Raw genomic sequence first — 26,655 nt, forward strand, 5'->3', positions numbered from 1 at the left:
ACGCAGCGGCGGGTGGGACAATGGGCGCATGCCCACGCTCACCGCTCTGCAGTACAAGGTCGCCGACATCCGCCTCGCCGAGGCCGGACGGCACCAGATCCGGCTCGCCGAGCACGAGATGCCCGGCCTCATGGCCCTCCGCGAGGAGTTCGGCGCCGAGCAGCCCCTCAGGGGCGCGCGCATCGCGGGCAGCCTGCACATGACGGTGCAGACGGCGGTGCTCATCGAGACCCTCGTCGCGCTCGGCGCGGAGGTGCGCTGGGCGAGCTGCAACATCTTCTCCACCCAGGACGAGGCCGCCGCGGCGATCGTCGTCGGTGCGGGCACCCCCGAGGAGCCCGCCGGCGTGCCGGTGTTCGCCTGGAAGGGCGAGACGCTCGAGGAGTACTGGTGGTGCACCGAGCAGATCTTCGACTGGAGCGCCCACGGCGTCGACGGCCCGAACATGATCCTCGATGACGGCGGCGACGCGACCCTCCTCGTGCACAAGGGCCGCGAGTACGAGACGGCCGGCGTCGTGCCGAACCCGGACGCGTCGGCGAGCGCGGAGTGGCGGGTCATCCTCGACGTGCTGCGCCGCTCCGTCGCGGCGGCCCCGGACCGCTGGACCCGCATCGCGGCGGGCATCCAGGGGGTCACCGAGGAGACCACCACGGGCGTGCACCGCCTCTACGAGCTCGCGCGCAGCGGGGAGCTGCTGTTCCCCGCCATCAACGTCAACGACTCGGTGACGAAGTCGAAGTTCGACAACAAGTACGGCATCCGCCACTCCCTGCCCGACGGTCTCAACCGGGCCACGGATGTGCTGATCGGCGGCAAGGTCGCCTTCGTCGCCGGCTACGGCGACGTGGGCAAGGGTGCCGCCGAGGCGCTGCGCGGCCAGGGCGCTCGCGTGATCGTGAGCGAGGTCGACCCGATCTGCGCGCTGCAGGCCGCGATGGACGGATACCAGGTCGCCCGCATCGAGAGCGTGCTCGACCAGGTCGACATCTTCGTCACGGGCACGGGCAACGAGAACGTCATCACCGTCGAGCACCTGCTCGGCATGAAGGACAAGGCGATCGTGGCGAACGTCGGCCACTTCGACAACGAGATCGACATGGCCGGCCTCGAGGCCGTGCCGGGCATCCGCAAGGTCGAGATCAAGCCGCAGGTGCACGAGTGGGTCCGGCCCGAGGGCGGCAGCATCCTCGTGCTGAGCGAGGGCCGGCTGATGAACCTCGGCAACGCGACCGGGCACCCCTCCTTCGTCATGAGCAACTCGTTCTCGAACCAGGTGCTCGCCCAGATCGAGCTCTTCGCGCACCGGGATCAGTACGACACCCAGGTGTACGTGCTGCCCAAGCACCTCGACGAGAAGGTCGCCCGGCTGCACCTCGACGCGCTCGGCGTGGAGCTCACGACGCTGACCCCGCGGCAGGCGGCGTACATCGGGGTCGAGGTCGACGGGCCGTTCAAGCCCGACCACTACCGCTACTGATCGGGTTCTCGATACGGCGGGCTCCGCCGCGCCTACTCGACCAGCGGGGGCGGCGACCCCGCGTCAGCCGCGGTCGGGGAAGCCGTGCGGCATCCCGCCGAGTGTGGGGGAGAGGCGCTCGAGGTGCGAGTGCTGTCCGCTGAGGGCCACCGACTCGCGCTCGCGCCGCAGCGCGGACACTCCGGCGAGCAGCAGCTCCGGGTCGGCCTCCGGCACGGGTGAGACGAACGCGGCCGCTTCGCTGGCCAGATCGCGGGCGAGACGTGCGCGGGCCTCGGGCGACATGGACGCGGCCTGCCCGAGGAACGTGGCGATCCGACGGGCCAGCGGATCGGGCATCCGTGCCACGTCCGCCGTCTGCGCCCACTGCTGCAGCGGCACCGGGACTCCGTAGACCGGCGGGTCCGTCTTCGGCAGCCGCTCGTGTTGCGCGTAGGTGCCGGCGAGCAGGTCGCCCAACCGCTTCGCGCGCGGGTTGAGCAGACCGGACAGCGCGGCGAAGCCGCCGAGGCTGAAATACACCTCGAGCACGCCGGTCAACGCACGGATGAACGCGTGCCGGAACCCGATCGGTCCGCCGTCGTCGCGCACGATGCGCGCCCCGATCACGACCTTGCCGATCGAGCGCCCGTGGGTCGTGAGTTCGACGGCGGTGGGGATGACGACGATGCAGACCACGAGCGTGGCGAGCGAGATCGCGGCGGCGGCCGCCGGGTCGATGCCGAGCGCGTCGACGAGCTGGGCGATGAAGAACAGCAGCACGAGGTAGAGCGCGATGTAGGCGAGGAAGTCGATGATCGCGCCGGCCGCGCGCAGCACGAAACCGGTCGGGCGGAGGTCGAGGCCGACGGCCTCGCCGGTCATGAGCTCGTTCTGCTCCTCCACGTGGTCGACGATGTCGGGCGCGGACGGGCGGGCCATGCGATCATCTAAGCAGATGGACCTCGACGCCTATTCCGCCGCCCACCGCGATGAGTGGGAGCGTCTGGCGCGCCTGTCGCACGCGCGACGGCACACCGGTCGCGAAGCGGACGAGCTCATCGACCTCTACCAGGCGGGGGCGACCCAGCTGTCGGCGATCAAGACGACTGCGGGCAGTTCGGTGCAGGGGGACCGTCTCTCGCTCGCCCTCTCGCGGGCGCGCCTGCGGTTCGCCGGCACGGGCACGAACGTGCTGCGTCAGCTCACCGTGTTCTACGGGCTCCAGCTGCCGGCCGCGCTGTACCGCATCCGCTGGCTCTCGATCATGACGGCGATCGCGACGCTCGTCGTCGGCACGCTCTACGCCGTGTGGATCGCGACCGATCCGCGGGTGCTCGCGAACATCGGGTCGGAGGAGGAGCTGCGGAGCTACGCCGAGCAGCAGTTCGTCTCCTACTACTCCGACAACCCGGAGGGCTCGTTCGCGGGTCAGGTGTGGACGAACAACGCCTGGATCGCCGCGCAGTGCGTCGCCTTCGGCATCACCGGACTGTGGGTGCCCTACGCGCTGTTTCAGAACGCGCAAGGAGTGGGGCAGGCCGCGGGCATCATGGCGGAGTACGGGCGGCTGGACCACTTCTTCCTCTACATCGCGCCGCACGGACAGCTCGAGCTCTACTGCATCTTCGTCGCGGCCGCGGCGGGGCTCATGATCTTCTGGGCGTGGATCGCCCCGGGCGCCCGCACCCGCTCGCAAGCGCTTGCCGAAGACGGCCGCGCGTTGTTCACCGTCGCGATCGGTCTCGCCCTCGCCCTGCTGGTGTCGGGTGTCATCGAGGGGTACGTCACCCGCCAGGACTGGCCGTGGCCGATCAAGATCGGCATCGGCACGATCGCGCTCGGCGCGTTCCTCGCCTACCAGTGGATCGTGGGCGGGCGCGCCTATCGAGCCGGTCAGACCGGCGACCTCGAGGAGTTCGAGGGCGGCGCGCGGCGCCTCGTCGCCGGATGAGTCGCGTCGTGTTCGGCGTGTTGTTTTGAGCCGTTCACGATTGACTGCTTGACTCGGGTCGTGCCCGAGCTCGTCGACGAACTACGCGCCGGCGGACTCAAGGTCACGGCCGGTCGCGTCGCGGTGCTGCGCGCGCTCGAGTCGCACCCGCACTCCGACGCCGAAGAGGTGCTCGCCGCCGTCGTCGACGAGGTGCGCGGCATCTCGGTGCAGTCGGTGCACAACGTGCTCGCCGACCTCACCCGCGCCGGACTCGTCCGCCGCATCGAACCCGCCCGGTCCGCCGCTCGGTACGAGCGGCGCGTGGGCGACAACCACCACCACGTCGTGTGCACCGGGTGCGGTGCCATCACCGACGTCGACTGCGTCGTCGGTCACGCGCCCTGCCTGCATCCCTCGGATGCGGCGGGCTACGTGATCGATGTCGCCGAAGTGATCTTCTGGGGGCGCTGCGCCGCGTGCGCGTCGACCCCGGCAGCCACCGCGGACCGCGGTGGAGCAACACCGACACAACGAGGAGATTCGTGACCGACCCCACGACGACCAACAGCGGAGCCCCCGTCGCGAGCGACCAGCACTCGCAGAGCGTGGGCGCCGACGGCGCCATCGTGCTGACCGACCACTACCTGGTGGAGAAGCTCGCGCAGTTCAACCGCGAGCGCGTGCCGGAGCGCGTCGTGCACGCGAAGGGCGGCGGGGCGTTCGGCCGGTTCGAGACCACCGGCGACGTGAGTGCCTACACCCGCGCGGCGCTCTTCCAGCCCGGTGTCGAGACCGAGGTGCTCGTGCGCTTCTCGTCGGTCGCCGGCGAGCAGGGCAGCCCCGACACCTGGCGCGACCCGCGCGGGTTCGCCGTGAAGTTCTACACGAGCGAGGGCAACTACGACCTCGTCGGCAACAACACCCCCGTGTTCTTCATCAAGGACGGGATCAAGTTCCCCGACTTCATCCGCTCGCAGAAGCGCCTGCCCGGCAGCAACCTGCGCGACCACAACATGCAGTGGGACTTCTGGACGCTGCAGCCGGAGAGCGCCCACCAGGTCACCTGGCTCATGGGCGACCGCGGACTTCCCCGCTCGTGGCGCACCATGGACGGGTTCGGCTCGCACACCTACCAGTGGATCAACGCCGCCGGAGAGCGCTTCTGGGTGAAGTACCACTTCCGCACCAACCAGGGCCACGACATCCTGACCCAGGCGGAGGCCGACCGCATCGCCGGCGAGGACGCGGACTTCCACATCCGCGACCTGTACACCGCGATCGAGCGCGGCGACCACCCGAGCTGGGACCTCTCGGTGCAGGTCATGCCCTACGAGGACGCGAAGACGTACCGCTTCAACCCGTTCGACCTCACCAAGGTGTGGCCGAAGGGCGACTACCCGCTCATCCCCGTCGGCCGGATGACGCTCGACCGCAACCCGGAGAACTACTTCGCGCAGATCGAGCAGGCCACCTTCGCGCCGTCGAACTTCGTGCCGGGCATCGCGGCGAGCCCCGACAAGATGCTGCAGGCGCGCATCTTCAGCTACGCCGACGCGCACCGCTACCGCGTGGGCACCAACCACGCGCAGCTGCCGGTGAACGCCCCGAAGAACGAGGTGCACTCCTACTCGAAGGACGGCGCCGGGCGGTACAGCTTCAACGCCCCGAACGTGCCGGTGTACGCGCCGAACTCGTTCGGCGGTCCGCACGCCGACCCGCAGGCGCACGGGATCGTCGAGGGGTGGCACAACGACGGGGAGCTCGTGCGCTCCGCGGCGACGCTCCACCCCGAGGACGACGACTTCGTGCAGCCGCGCACCCTCGTGAACGAGGTGCTCGACGACGCGGCGCGTGACCGCCTCGTCGCCAACATCGTGGGTCACGTGTCGAAGGTCACCATCCCGGAGCTGCGGGAACGCGTCGTGCAGTACTGGCGCAACGTCGACGAGACGCTCGGTGCGCGGGTGGAGGCGGGCCTGCCGCCCATCCTCGAGCCCGCCGAGACGTTCCTGCCTGCGCCGCAGTCGCAGGTGCCCGCGCCCGTCTCGCGCTGAGTCGCCCGCAGCGGCCTCGTCCTCCTCGGAGGGCGGGGCCGTTCCCGTGCAGTCGGTCGGGGCCGGCGGGTGGCGCGGTCGGTTTTCCGTCAGTAGTCGCCCTCATCGCGGTGGCATGAGGGCGTCTACTGACGGAAAACGGATCGGGTCGTCAGAGGCGCCCGGCCGCCTTGAGGGCGAGGTAGCGGTCGGCGAGAGCGGGCGGCAGGTCCTGCGGGGCGCCCGTCACGACCTCCGCGCCCAGGCGGCGCAGTGAGGCGGCGACGCGCTCACGATCGAGCAGGGCGCGCTCCGCGGCGGCCGCCCGGTACACCGCGTGGCGGTCGCCGCGGTCGTTCGTGGCGTCGATCACGGCCGGGTCGGTGGGTGAGGCGACGACGACCTGGTGGGTCCGCGTGAGCTGCGGGACCGCAGCGAGCAGACTGCGGGATGCGCCGGGTGCGTCGATCGAGGTGAGCAGCACCACGAGGGAGCGGTGGGCGGTGACGCCGCGCACGAGGGTGGGCACGGCCGCCCAGTCGGGCTCGATCAGTTCGGGCTCGATCGGCGCCATCACGTCGACCATCCGGGAGAGCAGTTCCGCGCCGGTCGCGCCTTGCACCCGACCGCGCACCCGCCGGTCGTAGACGACGAGATCGACGCGGTCTCCCGCACGGGTGGCGAGCGCCGCGAGCAGCAGGCTCGCCTCGAACGCGGTGTCCAGGCGCGGTTCGTCGGCGATGCGGGCCGCCGACGTGCGACCGGAGTCGACGACGAGCACGACCCGCCGGTCCCGCTCCGGGCGCCAGGTGCGCACCATGAGCTTCTGCGTGCCGACCCCGTCGGCTCGGCGGGCGGTCGCCCGCCAGTCGATCGATCGCACATCGTCGCCGCGTACGTACTCGCGCAGACTGTCGAACTCGGTGCCCTGCCCGCGGATCATCACGCTCGTGCGCCCGTCGAGCTCGCGAAGGCGCGCCAGACGCGAGGGCAGGTGCCGTCGCGACGCGAACGGGGGCAGCACCCGCACCGCGCCGGGCACGGCGATCGTCGCCTGCCGGGCGGCGAGACGCAGCGGACCGAACGACCGCACCGTCACGTGCGCGGCCCGCCGTTCACCGCGGCGGAACGGTGTCAGCGTCGTCGTGAGCGCACGGCGCTCGCCGGGCGGGAGGTCGAGCGGCATTCGGGACCGGCCGATCCCCGCCGATGGCGTCCACGCGTCACGCAGGATGCCGCGCACGCGGCGCCGGCCGGTGTTCGAGACGCGGAGCACCGACGACGCGGTCTCGCCCAACCGCATCCGCGACGGCAGCTCCCGTTCGAATCGCAGCAGCCGCGGCGACCCGGCGAACGCGAGGTCGACGGCGAGCAGCAGGGCGAGCACTCCGAGCCACGCCGCCGGGAACCAGGGCGCGTCGAGCAGCACGGTCGGCACGACGCCGGCCGCGACGAGCGCGACGAACCAGCCGGAGATCGCCACCTAGATCGGCACCTGCACCTGCTGGACGATGGAGCGCAGGATCGCGTCGGCCGAGACGCCCTCGAGTTCGGCCTCGGGTCGCAGCTGGATGCGGTGCCGCATGACCGGCAGCACCATCGCCTGCACGTGGTCGGGGGTGATCGCGTCGAACCCCTGCAGCCATGCCCACGCCTTCGAGGCGGCGAGCAGCGCGGTCGCTCCGCGGGGGCTCACGCCGAGCCGCACCGACGGGCTCGAGCGGGTGGCGCGCACGAGGTCGACCGCGTAGCCGAGCACGTCCGCACCGGCGGTCACCCGGCGCACGGCGGCTTGCGCGTCCGCGAGCTGGGCGGCGTCGAGCACGGGGGAGACGCCGGCGCCGGCGAGGTCGCGGGGGTTGAATCCGGTGGCGTGCCGGGCGAGCACCTCGACCTCGGTCTCGCGCGCGGGGAGGTCGAGCACGAGCTTGAGCAGGAACCGGTCGAGTTGCGCCTCCGGCAGCGTGTAGGTGCCCTCGTACTCGATCGGGTTCTGCGTCGCCGCGACGAGGAACGGCACGGGCAGCGGCCGTGTCTCGCCGTCGGCCGACACCTGACGCTCCTCCATCGCCTCGAGCAGCGCCGATTGCGTCTTCGGGGGCGTGCGGTTGATCTCGTCGGCGAGCAGGATGTTGGTGAACACCGGCCCCTCGCGGAACTCGAAGCTGCCGCTGCGCGGGTCGTAGACCGTCGACCCGGTCACGTCCCCGGGCATGAGGTCGGGCGTGAACTGCACGCGCGTCGTCTGCAGCCGGAGCGTGTGGCTGAGGGTGCGCACGAGCAGCGTCTTGGCGACGCCGGGCACCCCTTCGAGCAGCACGTGCCCGCCGGCGAGCAGGGCGATGATGAGGCCGGTGACGGCGCCATCCTGTCCCACGACGGCCTTGCCCACCTCGCTACGCACCTGGCCGATGGCCTGCCGGAGGTCGTTGTCGGTCATGCGTTCATTCTCCCTGGGTGGTGGATCGGGGATCGAGGCGCTCGGCGACCTCGCGTTCGAGCACGAGCAGGCGGTCCGAGAGGGCGACGAGCTCGCCGTCGGTGACCGGTTCGCTCTCGAGCAACAGGGCCCGGATGTCGGGGTGCGGCCGGGCGAGGAGTTCGGCGGTCGCGATCACGACCTCCTCGACGGAGGCGGAACGCGACAGGCCGAGGGTGTTCGCGAGGCGGGTGACGGTGCCCACGCGCAGTGCGTCGAGGGCGCGCAGGCGGGCCGCGTTGCGTTCGTAGAGCCGGGCCCGACCCTCCATCGTCTCCCCGGCCCGCACGGCGACGGGCAGGTTCTCCACCACGAGCGGTCCGAAGCGTCGACCGCGCCACACGGCGCCGGCGAGCGCCGTGATGAACAGCAGCGCGACGGTCGGCGTCACCCACGACGGGGTCAGCTGCCCGAGGGTGGGGAGGGAGGCGGTGTCGAGGTCGGCGGTCGACGGGACGTACCAGACGAGCCGCTCGTCGGTGCCGAGCAGGTTGAGCGCGAGCGCCGCGTTGCCGGCCCGGCCCACGACCTCGTTGGTCAGCGCGTCGCCGAGCCCGAACACCACGACCTCGCGGCCGTCGGCCTCGACGGTCACGAGCGAGAAGGTGTCGTCGTCGCCCGCGAGGCAACCCGTGGCGGCCGCGGAGTCATCGATCACGCGGTACGCCTCGCCGTCCGCGGCGACCTCGCCCGCCCGCCCGACGGCGGGTACGGCGCAGTCCGCGTCGAACCGGTCCGTCGACGCGGAGCCCGCGTTCGCCACGGCGGGCACGACATCCTCGAGCTCGTCCACGCCCGGCTCGAGTAGCACGAGCCGCTCGGCGGAATCGGCGAGACGTTCGCGTCGCTCGGAGTCGAGGATGCCGTCGCGGTCGTGGAGCAGCACGGTCGCCCCGGTCGTGCGGTCGAGCGTGCCGTCGAGGTCGCGGGTCAGCTCGACGTCGACGCCCTGATCGCGGAGCACCTCGACGACCGCGCGGGCGCCCTCGGGGGCAGGACTCGACGGGTCGAGCCGCACCGCTTCCTGTTGCAGCCCGCTGCGCGAGATCGCGACCGCCGCGACGACGAGGATGAGCAGGAGCGCGCCGACCCAGAACAGCGATCGCCGGGCGGTGGTGCGGACGCGCGGCGTCAGCACCTCGGGTGCGCTCACGCGGGAGCCCCCGTCGGCTCCGGCAGCACGGGCCGCGCGGCGCTCAATCGGGCGTCGAGCGCGCTCACACGTTCGTAGCCCGCGCGGTCGCCCGCACGGCCGAGGTACCGGACGGCGTCGAACAGGTCGGCCGACCAGCGCAACTCGTCGGCGGCATCCGGAAAGGCACCGGCGGCGCGATCCGCGAAACCGTGGGCCGTCGTGCCGGGGCTCACGGTCACGAGGGTGCGCTCGGCGAGGCCCCGAGCAAGGGCGCGGAACCCCTCGACCGAGGCGAGCGTCCAGTCCTCGCGGGCCGCCGCATCCGCCGCCGCCCGCCGGATGGTGGCCGCGTCGCGCTCGTCGTCGACACCGAACAGGTCGAGGTCGGCCCTGCTGCGGCGGTTCACCCGCGGCAGGCCGTAGATGAGGAAGGCGAGCAGCAGGGCGACCAGCACGAGCGCGCCGACCACGATGAGCGGGAGCACCGGCGGTCCGTCGACCCCGCCGAAACGGAGCGACGTGAACCACTCCCATATGGCCTGCGAGATGCGGTCGAACAGCGTCGGTCGCGCGGCCTCGTACTCGGGGCCGGCGAGCTCGCGCAGGATCCACTCGCGGGCCTCCGGGGCGTCCGGATCGACCGGGACGTCGAACGCGCCGGTCATCCTGCGGCGGCCGGCGACGCGTAGGGGTCGGGCACGTCGTGCCCCGCCTGCCGCGCCTCGACGTAGCGCACGAGGTCGAGGTCGAAGCCCTCCTTGCGCATCCGCAGGTCGAGGTACAGCAGCGCCGTGACCGCGGTCTGCACGACGGCGCCGATCGCGCCGAGCACGAGGCTGACGAGGATCACGAGGATGTTGAGCGCGAGCAGCACGCCGATCGACCCGGACGGGTCGTCCGGGTCCGCGCCGTTCGGGAACAGCAGGGCACCGCCGAAGCCGCCGAGCAGTGAGACAGGGAAGGTGACGACCTGGGCGGCGGTGCTGATGATCACGGAGACGAGCAGCTGGGTGCCGAGCGTCTTCCAGAACGGGGCGTACCCGGTGGTGAGCCACCAGGAGCGGCGGATCGCGGCGCCGAGGGGGAGACGTTCGATCATGAGCACGCTCGGCACGAGCGAGAGCTTGGTGCCGAGCCAGAATCCGAGCGCGACGAGGGCGAGGAATCCGAGGATGCCGACGAGCACCCCGAGCACGATCCCGGCTTCGCCCACCGTGATCACGAGCACCGCGACGAGCCCCGCGACGATCCCGATCGCGATGACGACGGCGAGCGTCACGAGCAGCGACCAGCCGATGAGCGCGCCGATCCGACCCCGGGCGAGGCGCAGGAGCCCGGGCAGGCGCAGCTTCTCGCCGAGCGTGCCGCGCGCCACCTCGAGCACGAGCACGCCCTGCAGCAGTGCGCTCGCGATGAGCCCGAGCACGACGGGGACGAGGGCGGAGAGGATGACCGTGGCCACCGCGCCCGCGGCGACCGCATCGCGGTCCTCGGCCGAGGCCTCGGCGACACGGCCGAATGCGAGCACCGACACGACGCCGACGACACCGCCGGCCACGAGGAGCACGAGCACCTGCACGAGCAGGGCCGTGCCGAACGTCGTACGCGGGTTGCGACGCAGCACCTGGAACGGGGCTCCGAGGAGCGTTCCGAACCCGAGCGGCCGCAGGGGGATGAGGCCCGGGCGCGGCGGCGGGGTCCAGCCCTGCTGGGGCGCGCCGGGAGCGGCGACACCGTACGCCGGTCCGGGTTGCGCGGTCGGCCCGGGCGGCGGCACCGACGCCCCGTAGGGCGACGGGCTCGGTTGCGGGGCCGGATCGCCCGGCGACTGCCACTGCTGATCGTCGGTCACGGATTCCTCCTCGCGCGCACGCTTCCCTTCATGCTGGCACATCCGGCCCCCGCGTCGCCGGGAAACCCCCGGTGAGGGGGCACGGCACGGCGCGCCTCCTCGGCTACTCTGGTGCCACCTGCTTCCCGCCCGATCCGGAGACCATGACACCCCGCATCCTGGTCGTCGACGACGACACCGCTCTCGCCGAGATGCTCGGCATCGTGCTGCGCGGTGAGGGCTACGAGCCGCACTTCTCCGCCGACGGCACCTCCGCGCTCGAGGACTTCCACACCGTGCGACCGGACCTCGTGCTGCTCGACCTCATGCTGCCCGGCATCGACGGCATCGAGGTGTGCGGGCGGATCCGCGCGGAGAGCGGCGTGCCGATCATCATGCTCACCGCCAAGAGCGACACGGTCGACGTCGTGCGCGGGCTCGAGAGCGGTGCCGACGACTACGTCGTGAAGCCGTTCAATCCGAAGGAGCTCGTCGCGCGCATCCGCACCCGGCTGCGCCCGACCTCGGCGGCCGTGAGCGAGACCGTGAAGATCGGCGACCTCGTGCTCGATGTCGCGGGTCACGAGGTTCGTCGTGGCGACACCAAGATCAACCTCACGCCGCTCGAGTTCGAGCTGCTGCTCGCCCTCGCCTCGAAGCCGCAGCAGGTGTTCACGCGCGAGATGCTGCTCGAGCAGGTGTGGGGCTACCACTACAAGGCCGACACCCGGCTGGTGAACGTGCACGTGCAGCGTCTGCGGGCGAAGGTCGAAGAGGATCCGGACAACCCCCGCATCGTCATGACCGTGCGGGGCGTGGGCTATCGGGCCGGCGCCTCGGTCTGACCGGGTGCCCGGATGGACTGGCGTCGGTACCTGAGGCGGCTCACGCGGCAGTGGCGCTCGTCGCTGCAGCTGCGCACCGTCGTCATCACGGTGCTGCTCTCGGCGGTCGCCATCGGCACCGTCGGCGCGTACATGTCGGTGAGCATCGCGAACAACATCACCGACTCGCGCACCGCTCAGCTGCTCAACGCGACGGAGGCGGCGGCCGTGCAGGCCCAGGCGACGTTCGACTCCGCCGTCGAGGTGGGCGGGTTGACCGAGCTCGAGGCGGCGGGCCGCAACGTGCTCGACGCGGTGTCCCGCGCGACGGCGACCACGGGCGGCACGTCGGTCGCGCTGCTGCGCGCGCCCGGGCAGGGCGGTCAACCGGCGCTGCTCGACACGTTCAGCGTCGGGTTCCAGGTCGACGAGGTGATCAGCGACGAGTTGCGGGACGCGGTCGTCGACGCCGATCAGCAGCGCCTGTACTCCCAACCGGTCGAGCTTTCGGCCGGAGGCGACGGAACGGCGCCAGGCCTCGCCGTCGGGACGCCGCTCGACATCCCGCAGGCGGGACGGTACGAGCTCTACGCCGTCTACAACCTCAGCGACGCGCAGCGCACGCTCGACTTCGTGCTCCAGACGCTGCTGCTCGCCGGGCTCGCCCTCGTGCTGCTCATCGGCGCCGTCGTCTACGTCGTCGTGCGTCTCGTGATCGGACCCGTGCAGGTCGCCGCGGAGACGAGTCAGAAACTCGCGGCGGGGCAGCTGCAGGAGCGCATCCCCGTGAAGGGCGACGACGTGCTGGCGACCCTCGCCCGCTCCTTCAACGGCATGGCCGACAGCCTGCAGCGGCAGATCACCCGGCTCGCGACGCTCTCGCAGGTGCAGCAGCGGTTCGTCTCCGACGTGTCGCACGAGCTGCGCACTCCGCTCACCACGATCCGGCTCGCGGGGGACGTGCTCTACGACCAGCGGGAGGACTTCCCGCCTGCGACCGCCCGCACGGCGGAACTGCTGCACACGCAGATCGACCGCTTCGACTCGATGCTCGCCGACCTGCTCGAGATGAGCCGGTTCGACGCCGGCGCGGTGCAGCTCGAGACGGAGCCGACCAACCTCGTGCGGCTCGTCGAGGAGTCGGTCGAGGCGGTCCGTCCGCTCGCGTCCGAGAAGGGGTCAGAGCTGCGCATCGAGGCGCCCGGCGGCTACTTCGAGGCGGAGGTCGACGCCCGGCGCGTGCGCCGCATCCTGCAGAACCTGCTCGGCAACGCGATCGACCACGGTGAGGGCCGGCCGATCCTCGTGTACGTCGACAGCGACGAGCACGCCGTGGCACTCGCCGTGCGCGACTACGGCATCGGGATGGACGAGACCGCCGTCAAGCGCGTGTTCGACCGCTTCTGGCGCGCCGATCCGTCGCGGCAGCGCAGCACCGGCGGCACGGGTCTCGGGCTCGCCATCGCGCTCGAGGACGCGACGCTGCACGAGGGGTGGCTCGAGGTGTGGTCACGCGAAGGCGAGGGGTCGTGCTTCCGGCTCACCCTGCCGCGTCGTGTCGGCGACACGCTGCGCGCGTCGCCGTTGCCCTTGCCGCCCGACCCGCCGGAGGGGGAGTCCGATGACTAGCCGGATGCGCGGCGTGACCGCGCTCGCGATCGCGGCGTTGTTCGCCCTCGTCGGCTGCGCGGGGGTGCCCACGAGCGGAGCGGTGAGCGAGGGCGAACCGTTCGACGCCGACACCGCCCCGGAGTTCGCCCTGCGGCCCAACGGCCCGCAGCCGGATGCGACACCGGAGGACATCGTCAACGGGTTCCTCCGCGCCGGGGCCAGCCCGCAGGGCGGGTACGCGATCGCGCGGCTGTTCCTCACCGACGACTTCCGCGACGAGTGGAATCCGAACGCCGGGGTCAGCATCCGCTCGGAGGCCCGCGGCACGACGTCGCCCGACGAGGAGACGGTCGAGTACTCCTTCACCACCGCGGCGGCGGTCGACGACAGCGGGCGGTACAGCGAGCAGCGCACGGCGTCGTCGACGACGCGCGTGTTCCGGTTGACGCAGGACGACGACGGCCAGTGGCGCATCAACGAGGCGCCCGACGGCATCGTCGTCTCGCGGGACACCTTCACGACCGTGTTCGACCCGTACGAGATCTGGTACTTCGAACCCGCGTTCCGTTATCTCGTGCCCGAGCTGCGGTGGTTCGCCTCCCGGGCGAACGTCGCGACGGCGGTCGTCGCCGCGCAGCTCCAGGCGCCCCCGGCCTGGCTCGAAGGGGCCGTCGTCAACGAGTTCCCCGCCGGCACGACGATCGCGGGCGGTGTCGAGATCGAGGGTGGCGTCGCCACCGTCGACCTGAGCGAGCAGGCCGCATCGACCTCCGAACAGCAGCGCGATCGGATGCGGCAGCAGCTGCTCGCCACGCTGCGGTCCGGCTTCGGAGTCGGATCGGTGGTGCTGACCGCCGACGCGTTCCCCATCCAGGTTCCCAGCGACGCGACGCAAGCCGCCATCACGCAACCGCTCGTGCAGCCGGCGCCGCTCATCGCCCGTGAGGGCGACGTCGGCTTCGCCTCCGGGTCGGCCGTCACGGGACTCGGGGCGCTCGGCAGCGCGATCGGGGCACTCGGGCCCACCGCCGTCACCCTCGGTCCCGGCCGGGACGGCGCGGCCGTGCGCGCTCCCGGCGGCGTGTATTTCGTGCGCTCCGGACAGGATCCGCTGCTCGTCGACGCCCGCGACGCCGCGATCGCGCCCTCGATCGACCCGTTCGGCTTCGTCTGGAGTGCCACCTCGACCGGACCGCCCGACGTGCGCGCCACCGGCGCCGACGGCACCCAGCATCCGATCGACCTGCGCCTCCCGCCGGACGCGCGCCTCGTCTCGCTCGACGTCTCGCGCGACGGATCCCGGCTGCTCGTCTACTGCTCGACCGACGCCGGACCGCAGCTCGCCGTCGTCGGCATCGTGCGCGACGAGGGAGTGCCCGTGGGCGTGTCCGGCATCCCGGAACAGCTCCCGGTCGAACCCGGCACGCCGATCGACGCCGAGTGGGCCGACGGCACGTCGGTGACCGCCCTGTCGGACACCGCGTCCGGCGAAGTGCTCACGCTCTACCCGATCGGCGGACCGCGTACGCGCATCGGCGGCATCGCCGGGGCGACGCGGGTTGCGAGCGGCAACGGCGGCGCGAGCGGCCTGTTCGTGCTCGTCGGCGACGAGGTGCTGCAGAGGCGCGGATCGTCGTGGCAGAGCGTCGGCGCCGCCTCCGTGCTCGGCACCCAGCAGTAGTTCTCCACAGAACGGGTCGGATGGTGCGGCGGCGGCCGTCGCGTCGGGGAGCATGGCCGGATGCCGCCCCGCCCCTTGCGCGAGTCGATCCGCGACGCTGTGCTCGACGCCTGGTCGATCCTCATGCCCGTGGAGTGCGCGGGCTGCGGCCGACCCGATCGAGCGCTTTGCGCCGCGTGCCATCGTGCGCTCGCCCCGGTCGCGACGCCGCGCAGCCTCCCCGACGGCACGCGGCTGATCACCGTGCTGCGTTATCAGGGCGTGGTGCGCGAGGTCGTGCTCGCGTTCAAGGAGCACGAGCGGGTCGACGTGGCCATGGCGCTCGCCATCGCGCTGCGCGCCGCGGTGCGGGCGGCACTCGCCGAGGCGGACGCCACGACCGAGGTCACCTGGGTGCCCTCGAGCCGGCGCGCGTACCGCCGTCGCGGCTACGACCCGGTGCGGATGCTGTTGCGGCGCTCCGGGATGCGGCCCGCGCGAGTACTGCGACCGCCGGTCGGCGCGGCACGGCAGAAGACGCTGCACGTCGAGGAACGCGAGCGGAACGCGGCGGGCCGGTTCCGGGCGCGACAGCGGCTCGAGGGACGCCGGTTCGTGCTCGTCGACGACGTCGTGACGACCGGCTCGACCCTCGCCGACGCGGCCCGTGCCATCCGTGACGCCGGGGGTGAGGTCGTGGCCGCCGCCGCGCTCGCCTACACCCCGCGGCTTCTCCGACACTCAGGGGACTGGTCGGTCGCTTCCCGTGACTTTGCCATCGGGGAGGGCTAGGTTTCTCCGAAAGGCGCGTGGCACCGCCTGTTCCAGGCGGCGCGTCGGACAGAAGGAGGCCGTCATGGACGTGTTCATCACCGGCAGGAACGTCGACATCACCGACCGATTCCAGGATTACGCCACCGAGAAGTCCGAGAAGATCGCGAACCTCGCCGACAAGGCCATCGCCTTCGAGGTCCGTGCCAGCCGACACGCCGAGTCCCGCGGCTTCAAGGGGGACGACCGGGTCGAACTGACCGTCATCTGCCCCGGACCCCTCGTGCGAGCCGAAGCGGAAGGAGCGGACAAGTACGTCGCGTTCGATCTGGCGATGGACAAACTCGTCGAGCGGCTGAGACAGGCCAAAGACCGCAAGAAGGTGCATCACGGGCAGCATCGCCCACCGACGCTCCGGCAGCCGCAGAACGGCGAGTTCCGGGTCGCCGACATCGTGCCCGCGAGCGTCGACGTGATCGAGCGGGTCGCGACCGGGGCCATCCCCGTGCAGGTCGAGGAGGAGCAGGAGGACTACAGCCCGGTCGTCATCCGCCGGAAGGTGTTCCCGTCGGAGCACATGACCGTCGAGAGCGCCGTAGACCGGATGGAGCTCGTCGGACACGACTTCTTCCTGTTCGTCGACAGCGAGACCGACCGTCCGAGCGTCGTCTACCGCCGCAAGGGATGGGACTACGGCGTGATCTCGCTCGAGGAGCAGCCGGCCGACGACGACGATCAGGGTCGTCGTCGCAGGAGATGATCATCGGGGCTTGCTAGCATGTCGGGCGGCGGTACGGCGTTTTTCCACGTGGGCGGCCGCCGCCCGGCGAGCGAGGTGCCCAGCCCCGCCGCCCCGAGCACGTGATGAGGTAACCCGTGGCTAACGTTCTCGAGAAGGTACTGCGCGTCGGTGAGGGTCGCACCCTCCGCCGCTTGAAGGCCTACGCCGAAGCGGTCAATCACCTCGAAGAGGACTTCAAGCAGCTCACCGACGACGAGTTGCGGCACGAGACGGTCGAGCTGCGCGAGCGCTACGCGAACGGCGAGTCGCTCGACGATCTGCTGCCCGAGGCCTTCGCGGCCGTGCGGGAGGCCTCCGTGCGCACCCTCGGCATGCGCCACTTCGACGTGCAGCTCATGGGTGGAGCGGCCCTCCACCTCGGCAACATCGCCGAGATGAAGACCGGTGAGGGCAAGACGCTCGTCGCGACCCTCGCTGCCTACCTCAACGCGATCGCCTCGCGCGGCGTGCACGTCATCACGGTCAACGACTACCTCGCGAGCTACCAGTCCGAGCTCATGGGCCGCATCTACCGTGCCCTCGGCATGACCACCGGCTGCATCATCGCCGGTCAGACGCCCGAGGTGCGTCGCGAGCAGTACGCCGCCGACATCACCTACGGCACCAACAACGAGTTCGGCTTCGACTACCTGCGCGACAACATGGCGTGGCAGGCGCAGGACATGGTGCAGCGCGGCCACTTCTACGCGATCGTCGACGAGGTCGACTCGATCCTCATCGATGAGGCGCGCACCCCGCTCATCATCTCCGGCCCCGCGTCCGGTGAGGCGAACCGCTGGTTCACCGAGTTCGCGAACGTGGCCAAGCGGCTCGTCGAGGGCGAGGACTACGAGGTCGACGAGAAGAAGCGCACCGTCGGCGTGCTCGAGCCCGGCATCGAGAAGGTCGAGGACTACCTCGGCATCGACAACCTGTACGAGTCCGCGAACACCCCGCTCATCTCGTTCCTCAACAACTCGATCAAGGCGCGCGCCCTGTTCAAGAAGGACAAGGACTACGTCGTCATGAACGGCGAGGTGCTCATCGTCGACGAGCACACCGGCCGCATCCTGGTCGGACGCCGCTACAACGAGGGTATCCACCAGGCGATCGAGGCGAAGGAGGGCGTGGCGGTCAAGGCCGAGAACCAGACCCTCGCGACCATCACGCTGCAGAACTACTTCCGGCTCTACAACAAGCTCTCGGGCATGACCGGTACCGCCGAGACCGAGGCGGCCGAGTTCATGTCGACCTACAAGCTCGGCGTCGTGCCCATCCCGACCAACAAGAAGATGCTGCGCATCGACCAGTCCGACCTGGTCTACAAGGACGAGCAGTCGAAGTTCCAGCAGGTCGTCGAGGACATCGTCGAGCGGCACGCGAAGAAGCAGCCTGTGCTGGTCGGCACGACGAGCGTCGAGAAGAGCGAGCACCTGTCGCGGATGCTCGCCAAGCGCGGCGTCAAGCACGAGGTGCTCAACGCGAAGAACCACGCCCGTGAGGCGGCGATCATCGCGCAGGCGGGACGTCTCGGTGCCGTCACCGTCGCGACGAACATGGCCGGTCGTGGCACCGACATCATGCTCGGCGGCAACGCCGAGTTCCTCGCCGTGGCGCAGATGAACGCGCGTGGTCTCAACCCGAACGACACTCCGGAGGAGTACGAGAAGGAGTGGGACGGCGTCTACGAGCAGGTGAAGAAGGATGTCGACCGCGAGGCCGAAGAGGTCATCGCGACCGGAGGCCTCTACGTGCTCGGCACCGAACGGCACGAGTCGCGGCGCATCGACAACCAGCTGCGCGGTCGTTCGGGCCGTCAGGGCGACCCGGGTGAGAGCCGCTTCTACCTGTCGCTGCAGGACGACCTCATGCGCCTGTTCAACGCCGGCGCCGCCGAGGCGCTCATGGGCCGCTCGAACGTGCCCGACGACCTGGCGATCGAGTCGAAGGTCGTGAGCCGCGCCATCCGCTCGGCTCAGTCGCAGGTCGAGGCGCGCAACGCCGAGATCCGCAAGAACGTGCTCAAGTACGACGACGTGCTCAATCGCCAGCGCGAGGCGATCTACAGCGACCGCCGCCGCATCCTCGAAGGCGACGACCTGCAGGACCGCGTGCAGCGCTTCCTCGTCGACGTCGTCACCGAGGTCGTCGAGACGCACACCTCCGAGGGTCAGAGCGACGACTGGGACCTCGAGGCGCTGTGGACCGAACTGCGCACCCTGTTCCCCGTGTCGATCACGATCGACGAGGTGCTCAGCGAGGCCGGAGGTCGTCTCACGAGCGCCTTCCTCGCGCAGGAACTCGTCTCGGATGCGCAGGTGGCCTACACCAAGCGCGAAGAGAGCCTCGGCGAAGAGGCGATGCGCGAGCTCGAGCGGCGCGTCGTGCTGTCGGTCATCGACCGCCGCTGGCGCGACCACCTCTACGAGATGGACTACCTCAAGGACGGCATCGGCCTGCGGGCCATGGCGCAGCGCGACCCGCTCGTCGAGTACCAGCGTGAGGGTTACGCGCTGTTCCAGACGATGATGGGGCAGATCCGCGAGGAGACCATCGGATTCCTGTTCAACCTCGAGGTCGAGGTCACGGGCGGCGCAGGCACCGCTCGCGTCGCGGCGAAGGGTCTCGGCGGCACGCAGGCCCCCTCGGAGCGGCTCAGCTATTCCGCGCCGAGCGCCGACGGCGACGTCGAGGTGCGCGACCAGCGCGGCCGGCTCGAGACCGCAGGTACGCAGCGCGCCCAGCGCGCCGCCGCGCAGGCGCGCGCCGGCCAGTCGCCGCAGGCGGCTCCGCCCGCGGCGCGCCAGCCGCAGCAGGGCGCGGGTCGGGCTCCCGCCGCGACCGCCGAGCGCGGCGCGTTCGGCCAGCGTTCGGGTGACGACGCGGTGGCGAACAACCGTGCCCAGCGTCGCGCGCAGGACAAGAAGACGAAGGGGCGCTGAGCCGCCTCACTCCGACGAAGGCCCGTGCCGCACGACGGCACGGGCCTTCGCCGTTCCACACGGCCGCTCGGTCGCGTACAGGTCAGAGCACGTTGATGGCGGTGGCGCGCCAGCGCCGATCCATGCCTTCGAGGCGGATCGCGACGGCGCGGGTGCGTGCGCGGCCCATGACGATGACGACCGCCTCGACGACACCGTCCCGCGGGGCGCAGACGGTCGTCGAACCGATCGTGAACGTGGGCCGCACGGGCGCCTGACCTCGGGCCTGGCGAGCGCGCGAGGACAGCACCACCCGCTTGAGCAGGTGCCGGTACACGTCGTCCGTGACCCATCGCGAGATCTGCTCGAGGTCTCGCGCGCCGGCGAGGATCTCGATGACGCTGCGCGTGAGGTTCTCGAGCAGCACCGCGGGATCGGGCAACTGCTCCGATGAGGTGGGCTGGTGTCCGAAGAAGTCGTCGGCTTCGTGTCCTCGAATGGGCCGGGGCTTCGCCGCCGTGGCGGTCGCCGCCGACCTCGTCGAATACGAGCCGAGGCCCACCACTGGCTTCATCGCTTACCCACCATCACGGACGATCCTGTCGACCCCCGAACGGGGGTGCCGATACTCAAGCAAAGATCGCATCGGAAGTCCATGCCCCCGTTCCGGGGTTGTGGAGAACCGGCTCGGCGCCAGGTTCGCGCGGCTACGGTGCCCGCATGCGCTGGAACAACCTCTTCGACGACCTCGAGAGCCAGCTCGAGCAGGAGCTCGGGGCGGAGCAGCTCGACGTCGCCGCCGAGGAGGAGCGCTTGCGGTTGAGCCGGCTCACCGTGCGCGAACGACTCATCGCCCTGCACCGCACGCGCCCGGGCGATCCCGTGCGCGTGGAACTGAGGGACGGCACGGTGCTCGACGCGGTGCCGACGGCGTTCGGCCGCGACTGGATGGCGGTCGACGTGCGCACCGAAGGGGTGCACCGCGCGGCCGGCGTCCTGCCGTTGGCCGCCGTGCGCACGCTCACCCTGACGCGGGCGCAGATCCCCGACACGCTCGTCGCGGGGGCTGCCGACGAGCCGGCGAGCGCCCTCTCGGCGCGGCTCGGGCTGCCGTTCGTGTTGCGCGACCTGTGCCGGCGTCGCGCCGCGGTCGCCGTCGCGCTGCCGGGGGCGACGCTCCGCGGCACGATCGACCGCGTCGGCCGCGATCACGTCGACCTCGCCCTGCATGACCCGGCGGAGCCGCGCCGCGAGTCCGCCGTGCAGGGGTACCGCATCGTCGCGTTCGATCAGCTCTTGTTGGTGTGGATCTGACCGCCCGACAGCTCCGGCAGGTTCGCGTAGTCGGACTGGTTCCACAAGCTCGCCCGGCGGGACTGCTCGTACATCGCCTCGATGTACGACTCGAGCACCGTGCGTTCGATGCGCCAGTGCCCGGCGCCACCGACCTTGATGGCGGGTAGTTCCCCTGACCGCACGAGACCGTAGGCCTGACTGACCGAGATGTTCAGCACCTCCGCCGTGTCGGCGAGGGTGAGGAATCGGCTCACCGACGACATCCCGTTCTCGGTCATGCGTCGATTATGGGCGGGCCCGGATGCGGGCGACCGCGATGTGGATAACTCGCGGCGGCGCGCTGCGGCGCGACGCACCATGGGCACGACCGAGCGAGGGGAGCACCATGACCGCACCATCCGGGGAGCCTGCCCGCGCGCCGCGCCGACGCCTCTCGGTGGACCCGCGGCTGCTCATCGGGCTGGCACTCGTCGCGGTGTCGGTGGCCGGGGTCGTGGCACTGCTGGGCGCCGCCGACACCTCCGTGCCCGTCTACGCGGCCCGTGAGGCGCTCGCGCCCGGCGACGAGATCGACGCGGGCGACCTCGTCGCGGTCGAGGCACGGATCGACGACGCGGAGTCGCACTACCTGCTGGCGAGCGCCCTGCCGTCCTCCGGCGCGGTGGTCACGAGGGCGGTCGGCGCCGGCGAGCTCGTCCCGCTCAGCGCCGTCGGTCGCGCCGACTCCGGCCGCCTCGCCGCGGTCGTCCTGCCGCTCGGCGGCGCGCTCGCGGAGGGGGTGCGGGAGGGGCGTGCCGTGGACGTGTGGGTCGCCCGCGAGAGCGAGGACGGCCGGGTCGAGGCGCCGAGCGTGCTCGTCTCCGGCGCCACGGTCGCCCGGATCGTCGAGACGGACGGGCTCGTGGTCGACGACGAGGCGGTGCAGGTCGAGGTGCTCGTGCCGACGGGGCGGCTCGCGCGGGTCATCGAGGCGGTCGCCGCCGGCGACGTGCTCTCGCTCGTCCCCGTCGGACTCGAACTGGGGGAGTGACCGTGCGCGTCGCGTTCGCCCTTCCCGCACCGCAGCTCGACTGGTTCCGCGAGGTGGCGCGGCGCCACGCGCACCTCGATGCCGGTCACGCCTCCGATGCGAACGGTCTCGCGGGCATCGTCGCCGCCGAACGCCCGGATGCGGCGCTCGTCTCAGCGGAGCCGCGCTACCTCGACGCGCACCTGCTCGCGGCGTGCGATGCGGCCGGCACCCGCCTCGTCGCGGTCGTCGGCAGCGACGTGCAGCGTCGGTATGCGGCCTCGCTCGGCATCTTCGAGACGGTGCCGGATGACGCGGTCGCCATCCCGGTGCGGCTGAGCACGCCGGCTCCGCCGGTGCCGACCGCGGGGCGCGTCATCGCCGTGTGGGGGCCGGCCGGTTCCCCGGGCCGTACCACCGTCGCGGTGGACATCGCGGCCGAGCTGGCGGCCGCCGGCCGCCGGGTCGTGCTCGCCGACGTGGACACCCACGGCGCGTCGATCGCCCCGGCCCTCGGGCTGCTCGATGAGGCCCCCGGATTCGCGGCGGCGTGCCGGCTGGCCTCCACCGACAGTCTCACCATCCCCGAGCTGGAACGCATCGGGCAGCGCTACGAGAGCCCCCTCGGCGGCTTCTGGGTGCTCACCGGCATCGGGCGCGCGAGCCGGTGGCCGGAACTCTCCGCCGAGCGGGTGACCCGCACGATCGCCCGGTGCCGGGAGTGGGCCGACGACGTCGTGCTCGACACGGCGGCGAGCCTCGAGAACGACGAGGAGATCGCGAGCGACCTCGCCGCCCCGCGCCGCAACGCGGCGACGATCGCCGCCCTGCGCGAGGCGGACGAGGTCGTCGCCGTCGGTGCCGCGGATCCGGTCGGGCTCTCCCGCTTCCTCCGCTCGCACGTCGACCTTCTCGAGACCGCGACGACGCATCGCGTGCGGGTCGTGATGAACCGGGTGCGCGCGAGCGCGATCGGTCTCGACCCGCAGTCCCAGGTGACGCAGACCCTCCAGCGTTTCGGCGGCATCCGCCCGGACGCTCTCGTGCCGCACGATCAGAACGGCGCGGATGCGGCGATCCTCACTGGTCGCACCCTCGCCGACGCCGCGCCGAGATCGCCCGCCCGGCTCGCGCTGCGCGGCTTCGTCGAGAACCACCTGCTGCCGCCGGAACTCGCCACCCGCTCCGCCCGCCGGTCGAAGTTGCGCGCGCAGCCGCGCGGGATGCTGAGGCGCCGCGCGTCCTGAGGGCACGTGTGCGCTCGCCGGGAACACGGGCGGAATCCAGCCGATCGTGGTTGCCTCGGAGGATGACTGAGCTGCCGGTGTTCCCGCTCGGTTCGGTGCTGCTGCCGAACGTGCCGCTCGCGCTGCGCATCTTCGAACCCCGCTACCTCGTGATGCTCGCCGAGGTGCTGCAGGACCAGCCGCCCGCGTTCGGCGTGGTGCTCATCGAACGTGGGCAGGAGGTCGGCGGCGGCGACCACCGTTTCACCGTCGGCACCGTCGCGCGCATCGTCGAACTCGGCGAGGGCGACGGCACGATCGAACTCGTCGCCACCGGCACGACGCGGTTCCAGGTGAACGGCTGGCTCGATGAGGACCCGTATCCGCGCGCCGACGTGCGGATGCTTCCCGAACTGCCGTGGCAGGAGGAGGACCGGGCTCTGCTCGAGACCGCCGAACGCACCGTGCGTCGGGCGCTCGCGGTGTCGAGCGAGTTCACCGAACAGCGCTTCCCCTCCGACGTCGTGCTCGCCGAGGACCCGGCGGAGCGGGCGTGGCAGCTCGCCGGGGTGGCGCCGCTCGGTCCGTTGGACCAGCAGCGGCTGCTGCTCGCCACGAGCATCCGGGAACTGCTGACCGACCTCGCCGAGACCGCCGACGGCATCACGACGGCGTACTCTTCCGGGTGGCGGGAGGACTGATCCCGGCGGTTTACGCTAAGGGGCATGTCGACGCTCTCCGACCTCGTGCTCGCGCAGGGACGATCCACCGAGGCCGACGTCGAATGGCTGCACCTGCTCGTCGGGGACTGGCAGCTGCTCGCCGATCTCGCCTTCGCCGACATCGTGTTGTGGGTGCCGACGGCCGAGGGCGGCTTCGTCGCGGTCGCCCATGCCCGCCCGTCGAGTTCCGCCACCTTGTTCTACCGCGACTTCGTCGGGCAGCAGGTGAAGCCGGAGTGGCGCGCGCAGGTGACCGAGGCGTTCGAATCGGTGCGGATCGTCGACACCTCGGCGCCCGCCTGGTACGAGGAGACGCCGACCCGGGTTCGGGCCGTCCCGGTGATGCGCCGACTGGCGCCGAGCGGCGCCGCCACGACGGAGTTCCCGATCGCCGTGATCACCCGGCACACGAACCTGTCTGAGGCGCGCACGCCGAGCCGTCAGGAGCTCACCTTCAACGAGTGCGCCAACGACCTGTTCCAGATGATCGCGACCGGCGACTTCCCCGACCTCGGGGCTCCGAGCGGTCCGCGCCGCGGGGCGCCGCGCGCCTCGGACGGCCTCATCCGGCTCGACGTCGACGGCATCGTGACGTTCGCGAGCCCGAACGGGTTGTCGGCGTTCAACCGGATGGGCTTCGCCGGCGAGCTCGAGGGCGAGTCGCTCGCCGAGGTGACGACGAACCTCATCACCGGCAAGATGACCGTCGACGAGTCGCTGCCGCTCGTCGTGACCGGCCGCGCGCCGTGGCGCACCGACATCGAGGCGCGCGGGGTGACCGTGACGCTGCGGGCCATCCCGATCCGCGTGCGCGGCGAGCGGGTGGGCGCGATCGTGCTCTGCCGCGACGTCACCGAGGTGCGGCACCAGGAGCGCGAGCTGCTCACCAAGGACGCGACGATCCGCGAGATTCACCACCGGGTGAAGAACAATCTGCAGACGGTCGCGTCGCTGCTGCGCATCCAGGCGCGGCGGGTGCACTCCGACGTCGCGCGCGAGGCGCTCACGCAGGCGATGCGCCGCGTCGCGGCGATCGCCGTCGTGCACGACACCCTCTCGGAGGGGCTCAACCAGAACGTGGACTTCGACGCGGTGTTCGACCGGGTGCTGCTGCTCATCGCGGAGGTCGCCGCGAGTCACAACACGACGGTGCACCCCAAGTCGACGGGGAGCTTCGGCGTGCTGCCGAGCGAATATGCGACACCGCTCGCGCTCGCCCTCACGGAGCTCGTCACGAACGCCGTCGAGCACGGACTCGAGGGTCGCGACGGCGAGGTCGAGATCGTGGCGCGGCGCAACGACGAGGCGCTGTCGGTGAAGGTGCGCGACAACGGCGTGGGCCTGCCCGAGGGCAAGGTCGGATCGGGGCTCGGCACGCAGATCGTGCGGACGCTGATCCAGGGTGAGCTGGGGGGCACGATCGACTGGCACACCCTCGAGGGCGAGGGCACCGAGGTCACGATCGACGTGCCGCTGCTCTATCTCAGCCGCGCGGCGCGCGATCGTTCACGGTGAACCGGGGCCGGCGTCGCCGGCCGGGGAACGGGTCGCGAGCGAGAACGCTCGGGCCCGGATGGGGTCAAGAAGCGCGGCGGGCGCGGGCGGCGCGACGCTTGAGCGCGCGACGCTCGTCTTCGCTCAGGCCGCCCCACACGCCGTAGTCCTGGTTGGTCTCGAGGGCGTACTGCAGGCAGGTCTCGGTGACCGTGCAGCGGGCACAGACCGATTTGGCCTTCTCGATCTGGTCGACCGCCGGGCCGGTGTTGCCGACGGGGAAGAAGAGCTCGGGGTCTGCGGTCAGACAGGCGGCCTTGTCACGCCAATCCATGGTGGTGCTCCTTTGTGGTACTCGGGCGCGCCAGGAATGCAGGCACGGCCGTCGGTCCTGAGACCGGTTCGGGTGAGAGAAAGAGTCGGGACTCGCTCACCGCGCCGTGAGCTGCAAATCAACCTCGGATAGGCTCGCACACCACTACACCGAAATCAATAGGTTTGTATGGGATTGAGCTGTGAGCGGACGCGCACGACCGAAGACCCTGATCACGCTGGTGATCCTGCTGATCGCCGAGGCGGCCGTAGTGGCCTCCGCAGCTGTGTTCCTGCTGTATGAGCTCGTGACGGAGCCCGCCGCGTCCGTCGTGAGCGCCGTCGCGCTCGTCGTGCTCGCGGCTCTCGCCGCGGTCTGGCTCGCGGTGCTCGCGGCCGCGACGTGGCGGCGCCGACCGTGGATCCGCGGCGGCGCGCTCGTCTGGCAGGTGCTGCAGCTCGCCGTCGCCGTCGGCAGCTTCCAGGGGCCGGCGCCGCGTCCCGACATCGGCTGGGCGCTCGCGATCCCGGCGGTGATCGTGCTCGTGCTGCTTTTCACCCCCGGAGTGCTCGCGAGCACCCGACGCGAGGCCTGAGCCGGTCTGCGCGGAGGGTCAGGCGTCGAGCCCGAGCTTCTTCCGCAGCGACGCCACGTGACCGGTCGCCTTCACGTTGTAGAGGGGGAGCGTGATCGCACCCTGCTCGTCGATGACGAAGGTCGAGCGGATGGAGCCGGTGACCGTCTTGCCGTAGAGCGACTTCTCGCCCCACGCCCCGTAGGCGCGATGCACGGCGAGGTCCGGGTCGCTCAGCAGGGGGAAGTTCAGCTGCTGCTCGTCGCGGAACTTCTGTAGCGCCGCCGTCTCGTCCTTCGAGACGCCGAGCACCCGGTAGCCCGCCGACTTGAGCGAGTTGAGGCTGTCGCGGAAGTCGCACGCCTCCTTGGTGCACCCGGGCGTGCTCGCCGCCGGGTAGAAGTACACGATGACCTTCTCGCCGCGCAGGTCGGAGAGCGCGACCTGATCGCCGTTCTCGTCGGCGAGGGTGAAGTCGGGGGCGGGGCTGCCGGCGGTGAGGCGGTCGGTCACGGCGGTCTCCTTCGCGAGGGATCGGGCGGCGGCGCGACTGCCGCGCGCGCCACCCGTCATGCTGGCA

Annotated in this window: 26 protein-coding genes; 16 read left to right on the forward strand and 10 right to left on the reverse strand. The window is 71.4% G+C overall.

Going from position 1 to position 26,655, the window contains the following annotated elements; genetic code table 11:
* Positions 1 to 28 precede the first annotated feature (28 nt).
* Positions 29 to 1,480 (forward strand): adenosylhomocysteinase, encoded by a 1,452-nt coding sequence (gene ahcY, locus CLV46_RS03925; RefSeq protein WP_100363569.1) that lies wholly within the window; start codon positions 29 to 31, stop codon positions 1,478 to 1,480.
* Between the two features lie 63 nt (positions 1,481 to 1,543).
* Here ahcY and CLV46_RS03930 read toward each other — a convergent pair whose 3' ends face one another.
* Positions 1,544 to 2,401 (reverse strand): RDD family protein, encoded by an 858-nt coding sequence (locus tag CLV46_RS03930; protein WP_245866488.1) that lies wholly within the window; start codon positions 2,399 to 2,401, stop codon positions 1,544 to 1,546.
* Between the two features lie 16 nt (positions 2,402 to 2,417).
* Between CLV46_RS03930 and CLV46_RS03935 the strand changes: the two genes are divergently transcribed.
* The 3 genes from CLV46_RS03935 to CLV46_RS03945 are packed head-to-tail and all read left to right on the forward strand — an operon-like array spanning position 2,418 to position 5,449.
* Complete coding sequence (locus CLV46_RS03935) at positions 2,418 to 3,413, forward strand: stage II sporulation protein M (RefSeq protein ID WP_100363570.1); 996 nt, start codon at positions 2,418 to 2,420, stop codon at positions 3,411 to 3,413.
* 60 nt (positions 3,414 to 3,473) lie between these two features.
* Positions 3,474 to 3,941, forward strand: coding sequence for a Fur family transcriptional regulator (locus tag CLV46_RS03940; RefSeq protein ID WP_100363571.1), 468 nt, complete (start codon positions 3,474 to 3,476; stop codon positions 3,939 to 3,941).
* Positions 3,938 to 5,449, forward strand: a complete 1,512-nt coding sequence (locus CLV46_RS03945) for a catalase (protein ID WP_100363572.1) — start codon at positions 3,938 to 3,940, stop codon at positions 5,447 to 5,449. The genes CLV46_RS03940 and CLV46_RS03945 overlap by 4 nt, the downstream gene beginning before the upstream one ends.
* Before the next feature lie 151 nt (positions 5,450 to 5,600).
* Here the strand turns inward: CLV46_RS03945 and CLV46_RS03950 are convergent, their stop codons facing one another.
* The 5 genes from CLV46_RS03950 to CLV46_RS03970 are packed head-to-tail and all read right to left on the reverse strand — an operon-like array spanning position 5,601 to position 10,894.
* Entirely contained in the window at positions 5,601 to 6,911 is a 1,311-nt protein-coding gene (locus CLV46_RS03950; protein ID WP_100363573.1) for a DUF58 domain-containing protein, read from the reverse strand.
* Positions 6,912 to 7,868: an AAA family ATPase gene (locus CLV46_RS03955; RefSeq protein ID WP_100363574.1), complete on the reverse strand. Its 957-nt coding sequence runs from the start codon at positions 7,866 to 7,868 to the stop codon at positions 6,912 to 6,914. It lies immediately after the preceding gene.
* A gap of 4 nt (positions 7,869 to 7,872) precedes the next feature.
* A complete protein-coding gene (locus tag CLV46_RS03960; protein WP_157802213.1) occupies positions 7,873 to 9,060 on the reverse strand; it encodes a DUF4350 domain-containing protein in 1,188 nt (395 codons plus the stop codon).
* Positions 9,057 to 9,707, reverse strand: coding sequence for a DUF4129 domain-containing protein (locus CLV46_RS03965; RefSeq protein ID WP_100363575.1), 651 nt, complete (start codon positions 9,705 to 9,707; stop codon positions 9,057 to 9,059). The genes CLV46_RS03960 and CLV46_RS03965 overlap by 4 nt, the downstream gene beginning before the upstream one ends.
* Positions 9,704 to 10,894 (reverse strand): hypothetical protein, encoded by a 1,191-nt coding sequence (locus CLV46_RS03970; RefSeq protein WP_245866489.1) that lies wholly within the window; start codon positions 10,892 to 10,894, stop codon positions 9,704 to 9,706. Before CLV46_RS03970 ends, CLV46_RS03965 begins: the two co-directional genes overlap by 4 nt.
* Positions 10,895 to 11,037: 143 nt before the next feature.
* Here CLV46_RS03970 and mtrA point away from each other — a divergent pair, with 143 nt between their 5' ends.
* The 6 genes from mtrA (at position 11,038) to secA (ending at position 19,462) form a co-directional block, all read left to right on the forward strand.
* A complete protein-coding gene (gene mtrA / locus CLV46_RS03975) occupies positions 11,038 to 11,718 on the forward strand; it encodes an MtrAB system response regulator MtrA (protein ID WP_100363576.1) in 681 nt (226 codons plus the stop codon).
* A gap of 12 nt (positions 11,719 to 11,730) precedes the next feature.
* Positions 11,731 to 13,326 (forward strand): MtrAB system histidine kinase MtrB, encoded by a 1,596-nt coding sequence (gene mtrB / locus CLV46_RS03980; RefSeq protein WP_100363577.1) that lies wholly within the window; start codon positions 11,731 to 11,733, stop codon positions 13,324 to 13,326.
* A complete protein-coding gene (locus tag CLV46_RS03985) occupies positions 13,319 to 14,989 on the forward strand; it encodes an LpqB family beta-propeller domain-containing protein (protein ID WP_100363578.1) in 1,671 nt (556 codons plus the stop codon). The genes mtrB and CLV46_RS03985 overlap by 8 nt, the downstream gene beginning before the upstream one ends.
* Positions 14,990 to 15,049: 60 nt before the next feature.
* The gene (locus tag CLV46_RS03990) at positions 15,050 to 15,760 is read left to right on the forward strand and encodes a ComF family protein (RefSeq protein WP_157802214.1); all 711 of its coding nucleotides are present in this window, start codon (positions 15,050 to 15,052) and stop codon (positions 15,758 to 15,760) included.
* A gap of 64 nt (positions 15,761 to 15,824) precedes the next feature.
* On the forward strand, positions 15,825 to 16,499 hold the full coding sequence (hpf, locus tag CLV46_RS03995; RefSeq protein WP_100363580.1) for a ribosome hibernation-promoting factor, HPF/YfiA family: 675 nt from the start codon (positions 15,825 to 15,827) through the stop codon (positions 16,497 to 16,499).
* Positions 16,500 to 16,615: 116 nt separating this feature from the next.
* The gene (gene secA / locus CLV46_RS04000) at positions 16,616 to 19,462 is read left to right on the forward strand and encodes a preprotein translocase subunit SecA (RefSeq protein ID WP_100363581.1); all 2,847 of its coding nucleotides are present in this window, start codon (positions 16,616 to 16,618) and stop codon (positions 19,460 to 19,462) included.
* 82 nt (positions 19,463 to 19,544) lie between these two features.
* On the opposite strand, the gene CLV46_RS04005 is transcribed toward secA, so the two are convergent.
* Positions 19,545 to 20,015 carry an Rv3235 family protein gene (locus CLV46_RS04005; protein ID WP_245866490.1) on the reverse strand — a complete coding sequence of 157 codons (471 nt, stop codon included), beginning with the start codon at positions 20,013 to 20,015 and terminating at the stop codon, positions 19,545 to 19,547.
* A gap of 146 nt (positions 20,016 to 20,161) precedes the next feature.
* Between CLV46_RS04005 and CLV46_RS04010 the strand changes: the two genes are divergently transcribed.
* Positions 20,162 to 20,755, forward strand: a complete 594-nt coding sequence (locus CLV46_RS04010; RefSeq protein ID WP_100363582.1) for a hypothetical protein — start codon at positions 20,162 to 20,164, stop codon at positions 20,753 to 20,755.
* Here the strand turns inward: CLV46_RS04010 and CLV46_RS04015 are convergent.
* Complete coding sequence (locus CLV46_RS04015) at positions 20,731 to 21,000, reverse strand: helix-turn-helix domain-containing protein (protein ID WP_100365884.1); 270 nt, start codon at positions 20,998 to 21,000, stop codon at positions 20,731 to 20,733. The two genes, CLV46_RS04010 and CLV46_RS04015, sit on opposite strands and share 25 nt — an antisense overlap.
* Positions 21,001 to 21,122: 122 nt before the next feature.
* Here CLV46_RS04015 and CLV46_RS04020 point away from each other — a divergent pair, with 122 nt between their 5' ends.
* The 4 genes from CLV46_RS04020 to CLV46_RS04035 all read left to right on the forward strand — a co-directional run bounded on the left by CLV46_RS04020 (position 21,123) and on the right by CLV46_RS04035 (position 25,209).
* The gene (locus tag CLV46_RS04020; protein WP_157802215.1) at positions 21,123 to 21,767 is read left to right on the forward strand and encodes a hypothetical protein; all 645 of its coding nucleotides are present in this window, start codon (positions 21,123 to 21,125) and stop codon (positions 21,765 to 21,767) included.
* Positions 21,764 to 22,993, forward strand: a complete 1,230-nt coding sequence (locus tag CLV46_RS04025; RefSeq protein ID WP_245866492.1) for a CpaE/TadZ family protein — start codon at positions 21,764 to 21,766, stop codon at positions 22,991 to 22,993. Before CLV46_RS04020 ends, CLV46_RS04025 begins: the two co-directional genes overlap by 4 nt.
* A 62-nt stretch (positions 22,994 to 23,055) precedes the next feature.
* Complete coding sequence (locus CLV46_RS04030; protein ID WP_100363584.1) at positions 23,056 to 23,673, forward strand: LON peptidase substrate-binding domain-containing protein; 618 nt, start codon at positions 23,056 to 23,058, stop codon at positions 23,671 to 23,673.
* 24 nt (positions 23,674 to 23,697) lie between these two features.
* Positions 23,698 to 25,209 carry a sensor histidine kinase gene (locus CLV46_RS04035; RefSeq protein ID WP_100363585.1) on the forward strand — a complete coding sequence of 504 codons (1,512 nt, stop codon included), beginning with the start codon at positions 23,698 to 23,700 and terminating at the stop codon, positions 25,207 to 25,209.
* Positions 25,210 to 25,273: 64 nt separating this feature from the next.
* Here the strand turns inward: CLV46_RS04035 and CLV46_RS04040 are convergent, their stop codons facing one another.
* Positions 25,274 to 25,522, reverse strand: a complete 249-nt coding sequence (locus tag CLV46_RS04040; RefSeq protein ID WP_100363586.1) for a WhiB family transcriptional regulator — start codon at positions 25,520 to 25,522, stop codon at positions 25,274 to 25,276.
* Positions 25,523 to 25,703: 181 nt separating this feature from the next.
* On the opposite strand from CLV46_RS04040, the gene CLV46_RS04045 reads away from it, so the two are divergent.
* Positions 25,704 to 26,096 carry a hypothetical protein gene (locus CLV46_RS04045; protein ID WP_100363587.1) on the forward strand — a complete coding sequence of 131 codons (393 nt, stop codon included), beginning with the start codon at positions 25,704 to 25,706 and terminating at the stop codon, positions 26,094 to 26,096.
* Positions 26,097 to 26,114: 18 nt separating this feature from the next.
* Here the strand turns inward: CLV46_RS04045 and bcp are convergent, their stop codons facing one another.
* Positions 26,115 to 26,588, reverse strand: a complete 474-nt coding sequence (gene bcp / locus CLV46_RS04050; protein ID WP_100365886.1) for a thioredoxin-dependent thiol peroxidase — start codon at positions 26,586 to 26,588, stop codon at positions 26,115 to 26,117.
* Positions 26,589 to 26,655 lie beyond the last annotated feature (67 nt).

The organism is Diaminobutyricimonas aerilata (genome assembly GCF_002797715.1).
GTDB lineage: Bacteria > Actinomycetota > Actinomycetes > Actinomycetales > Microbacteriaceae > Diaminobutyricimonas > Diaminobutyricimonas aerilata.

What these genes read in the sequence shown, in the direction of transcription:
- ahcY (WP_100363569.1), top strand. Translation starts at nt 29, where the DNA reads ATGCCCACGCTCACCGCTCTGCAGTACAAGGTCGCCGACATCCGCCTC.
- CLV46_RS03930 (WP_245866488.1), bottom strand. Translation starts at nt 2,401, where the DNA reads ATGGCCCGCCCGTCCGCGCCCGACATCGTCGACCACGTGGAGGAGCAG.
- CLV46_RS03985 (WP_100363578.1), top strand. Translation starts at nt 13,319, where the DNA reads ATGACTAGCCGGATGCGCGGCGTGACCGCGCTCGCGATCGCGGCGTTG.
- CLV46_RS04015 (WP_100365884.1), bottom strand. Translation starts at nt 21,000, where the DNA reads ATGTCGTCGGTGAGCCGATTCCTCACCCTCGCCGACACGGCGGAGGTG.
- CLV46_RS04030 (WP_100363584.1), top strand. Translation starts at nt 23,056, where the DNA reads ATGACTGAGCTGCCGGTGTTCCCGCTCGGTTCGGTGCTGCTGCCGAAC.
- CLV46_RS03955 (WP_100363574.1), bottom strand. Translation starts at nt 7,868, where the DNA reads ATGACCGACAACGACCTCCGGCAGGCCATCGGCCAGGTGCGTAGCGAG.
- mtrB (WP_100363577.1), top strand. Translation starts at nt 11,731, where the DNA reads ATGGACTGGCGTCGGTACCTGAGGCGGCTCACGCGGCAGTGGCGCTCG.
- CLV46_RS04005 (WP_245866490.1), bottom strand. Translation starts at nt 20,015, where the DNA reads ATGAAGCCAGTGGTGGGCCTCGGCTCGTATTCGACGAGGTCGGCGGCG.
- CLV46_RS04040 (WP_100363586.1), bottom strand. Translation starts at nt 25,522, where the DNA reads ATGGATTGGCGTGACAAGGCCGCCTGTCTGACCGCAGACCCCGAGCTC.
- CLV46_RS04035 (WP_100363585.1), top strand. Translation starts at nt 23,698, where the DNA reads ATGTCGACGCTCTCCGACCTCGTGCTCGCGCAGGGACGATCCACCGAG.
- CLV46_RS03990 (WP_157802214.1), top strand. Translation starts at nt 15,050, where the DNA reads ATGCCGCCCCGCCCCTTGCGCGAGTCGATCCGCGACGCTGTGCTCGAC.
- CLV46_RS03965 (WP_100363575.1), bottom strand. Translation starts at nt 9,707, where the DNA reads ATGACCGGCGCGTTCGACGTCCCGGTCGATCCGGACGCCCCGGAGGCC.
- mtrA (WP_100363576.1), top strand. Translation starts at nt 11,038, where the DNA reads ATGACACCCCGCATCCTGGTCGTCGACGACGACACCGCTCTCGCCGAG.
- CLV46_RS04020 (WP_157802215.1), top strand. Translation starts at nt 21,123, where the DNA reads ATGACCGCACCATCCGGGGAGCCTGCCCGCGCGCCGCGCCGACGCCTC.
- hpf (WP_100363580.1), top strand. Translation starts at nt 15,825, where the DNA reads ATGGACGTGTTCATCACCGGCAGGAACGTCGACATCACCGACCGATTC.
- CLV46_RS04010 (WP_100363582.1), top strand. Translation starts at nt 20,162, where the DNA reads ATGCGCTGGAACAACCTCTTCGACGACCTCGAGAGCCAGCTCGAGCAG.
- CLV46_RS03935 (WP_100363570.1), top strand. Translation starts at nt 2,418, where the DNA reads ATGGACCTCGACGCCTATTCCGCCGCCCACCGCGATGAGTGGGAGCGT.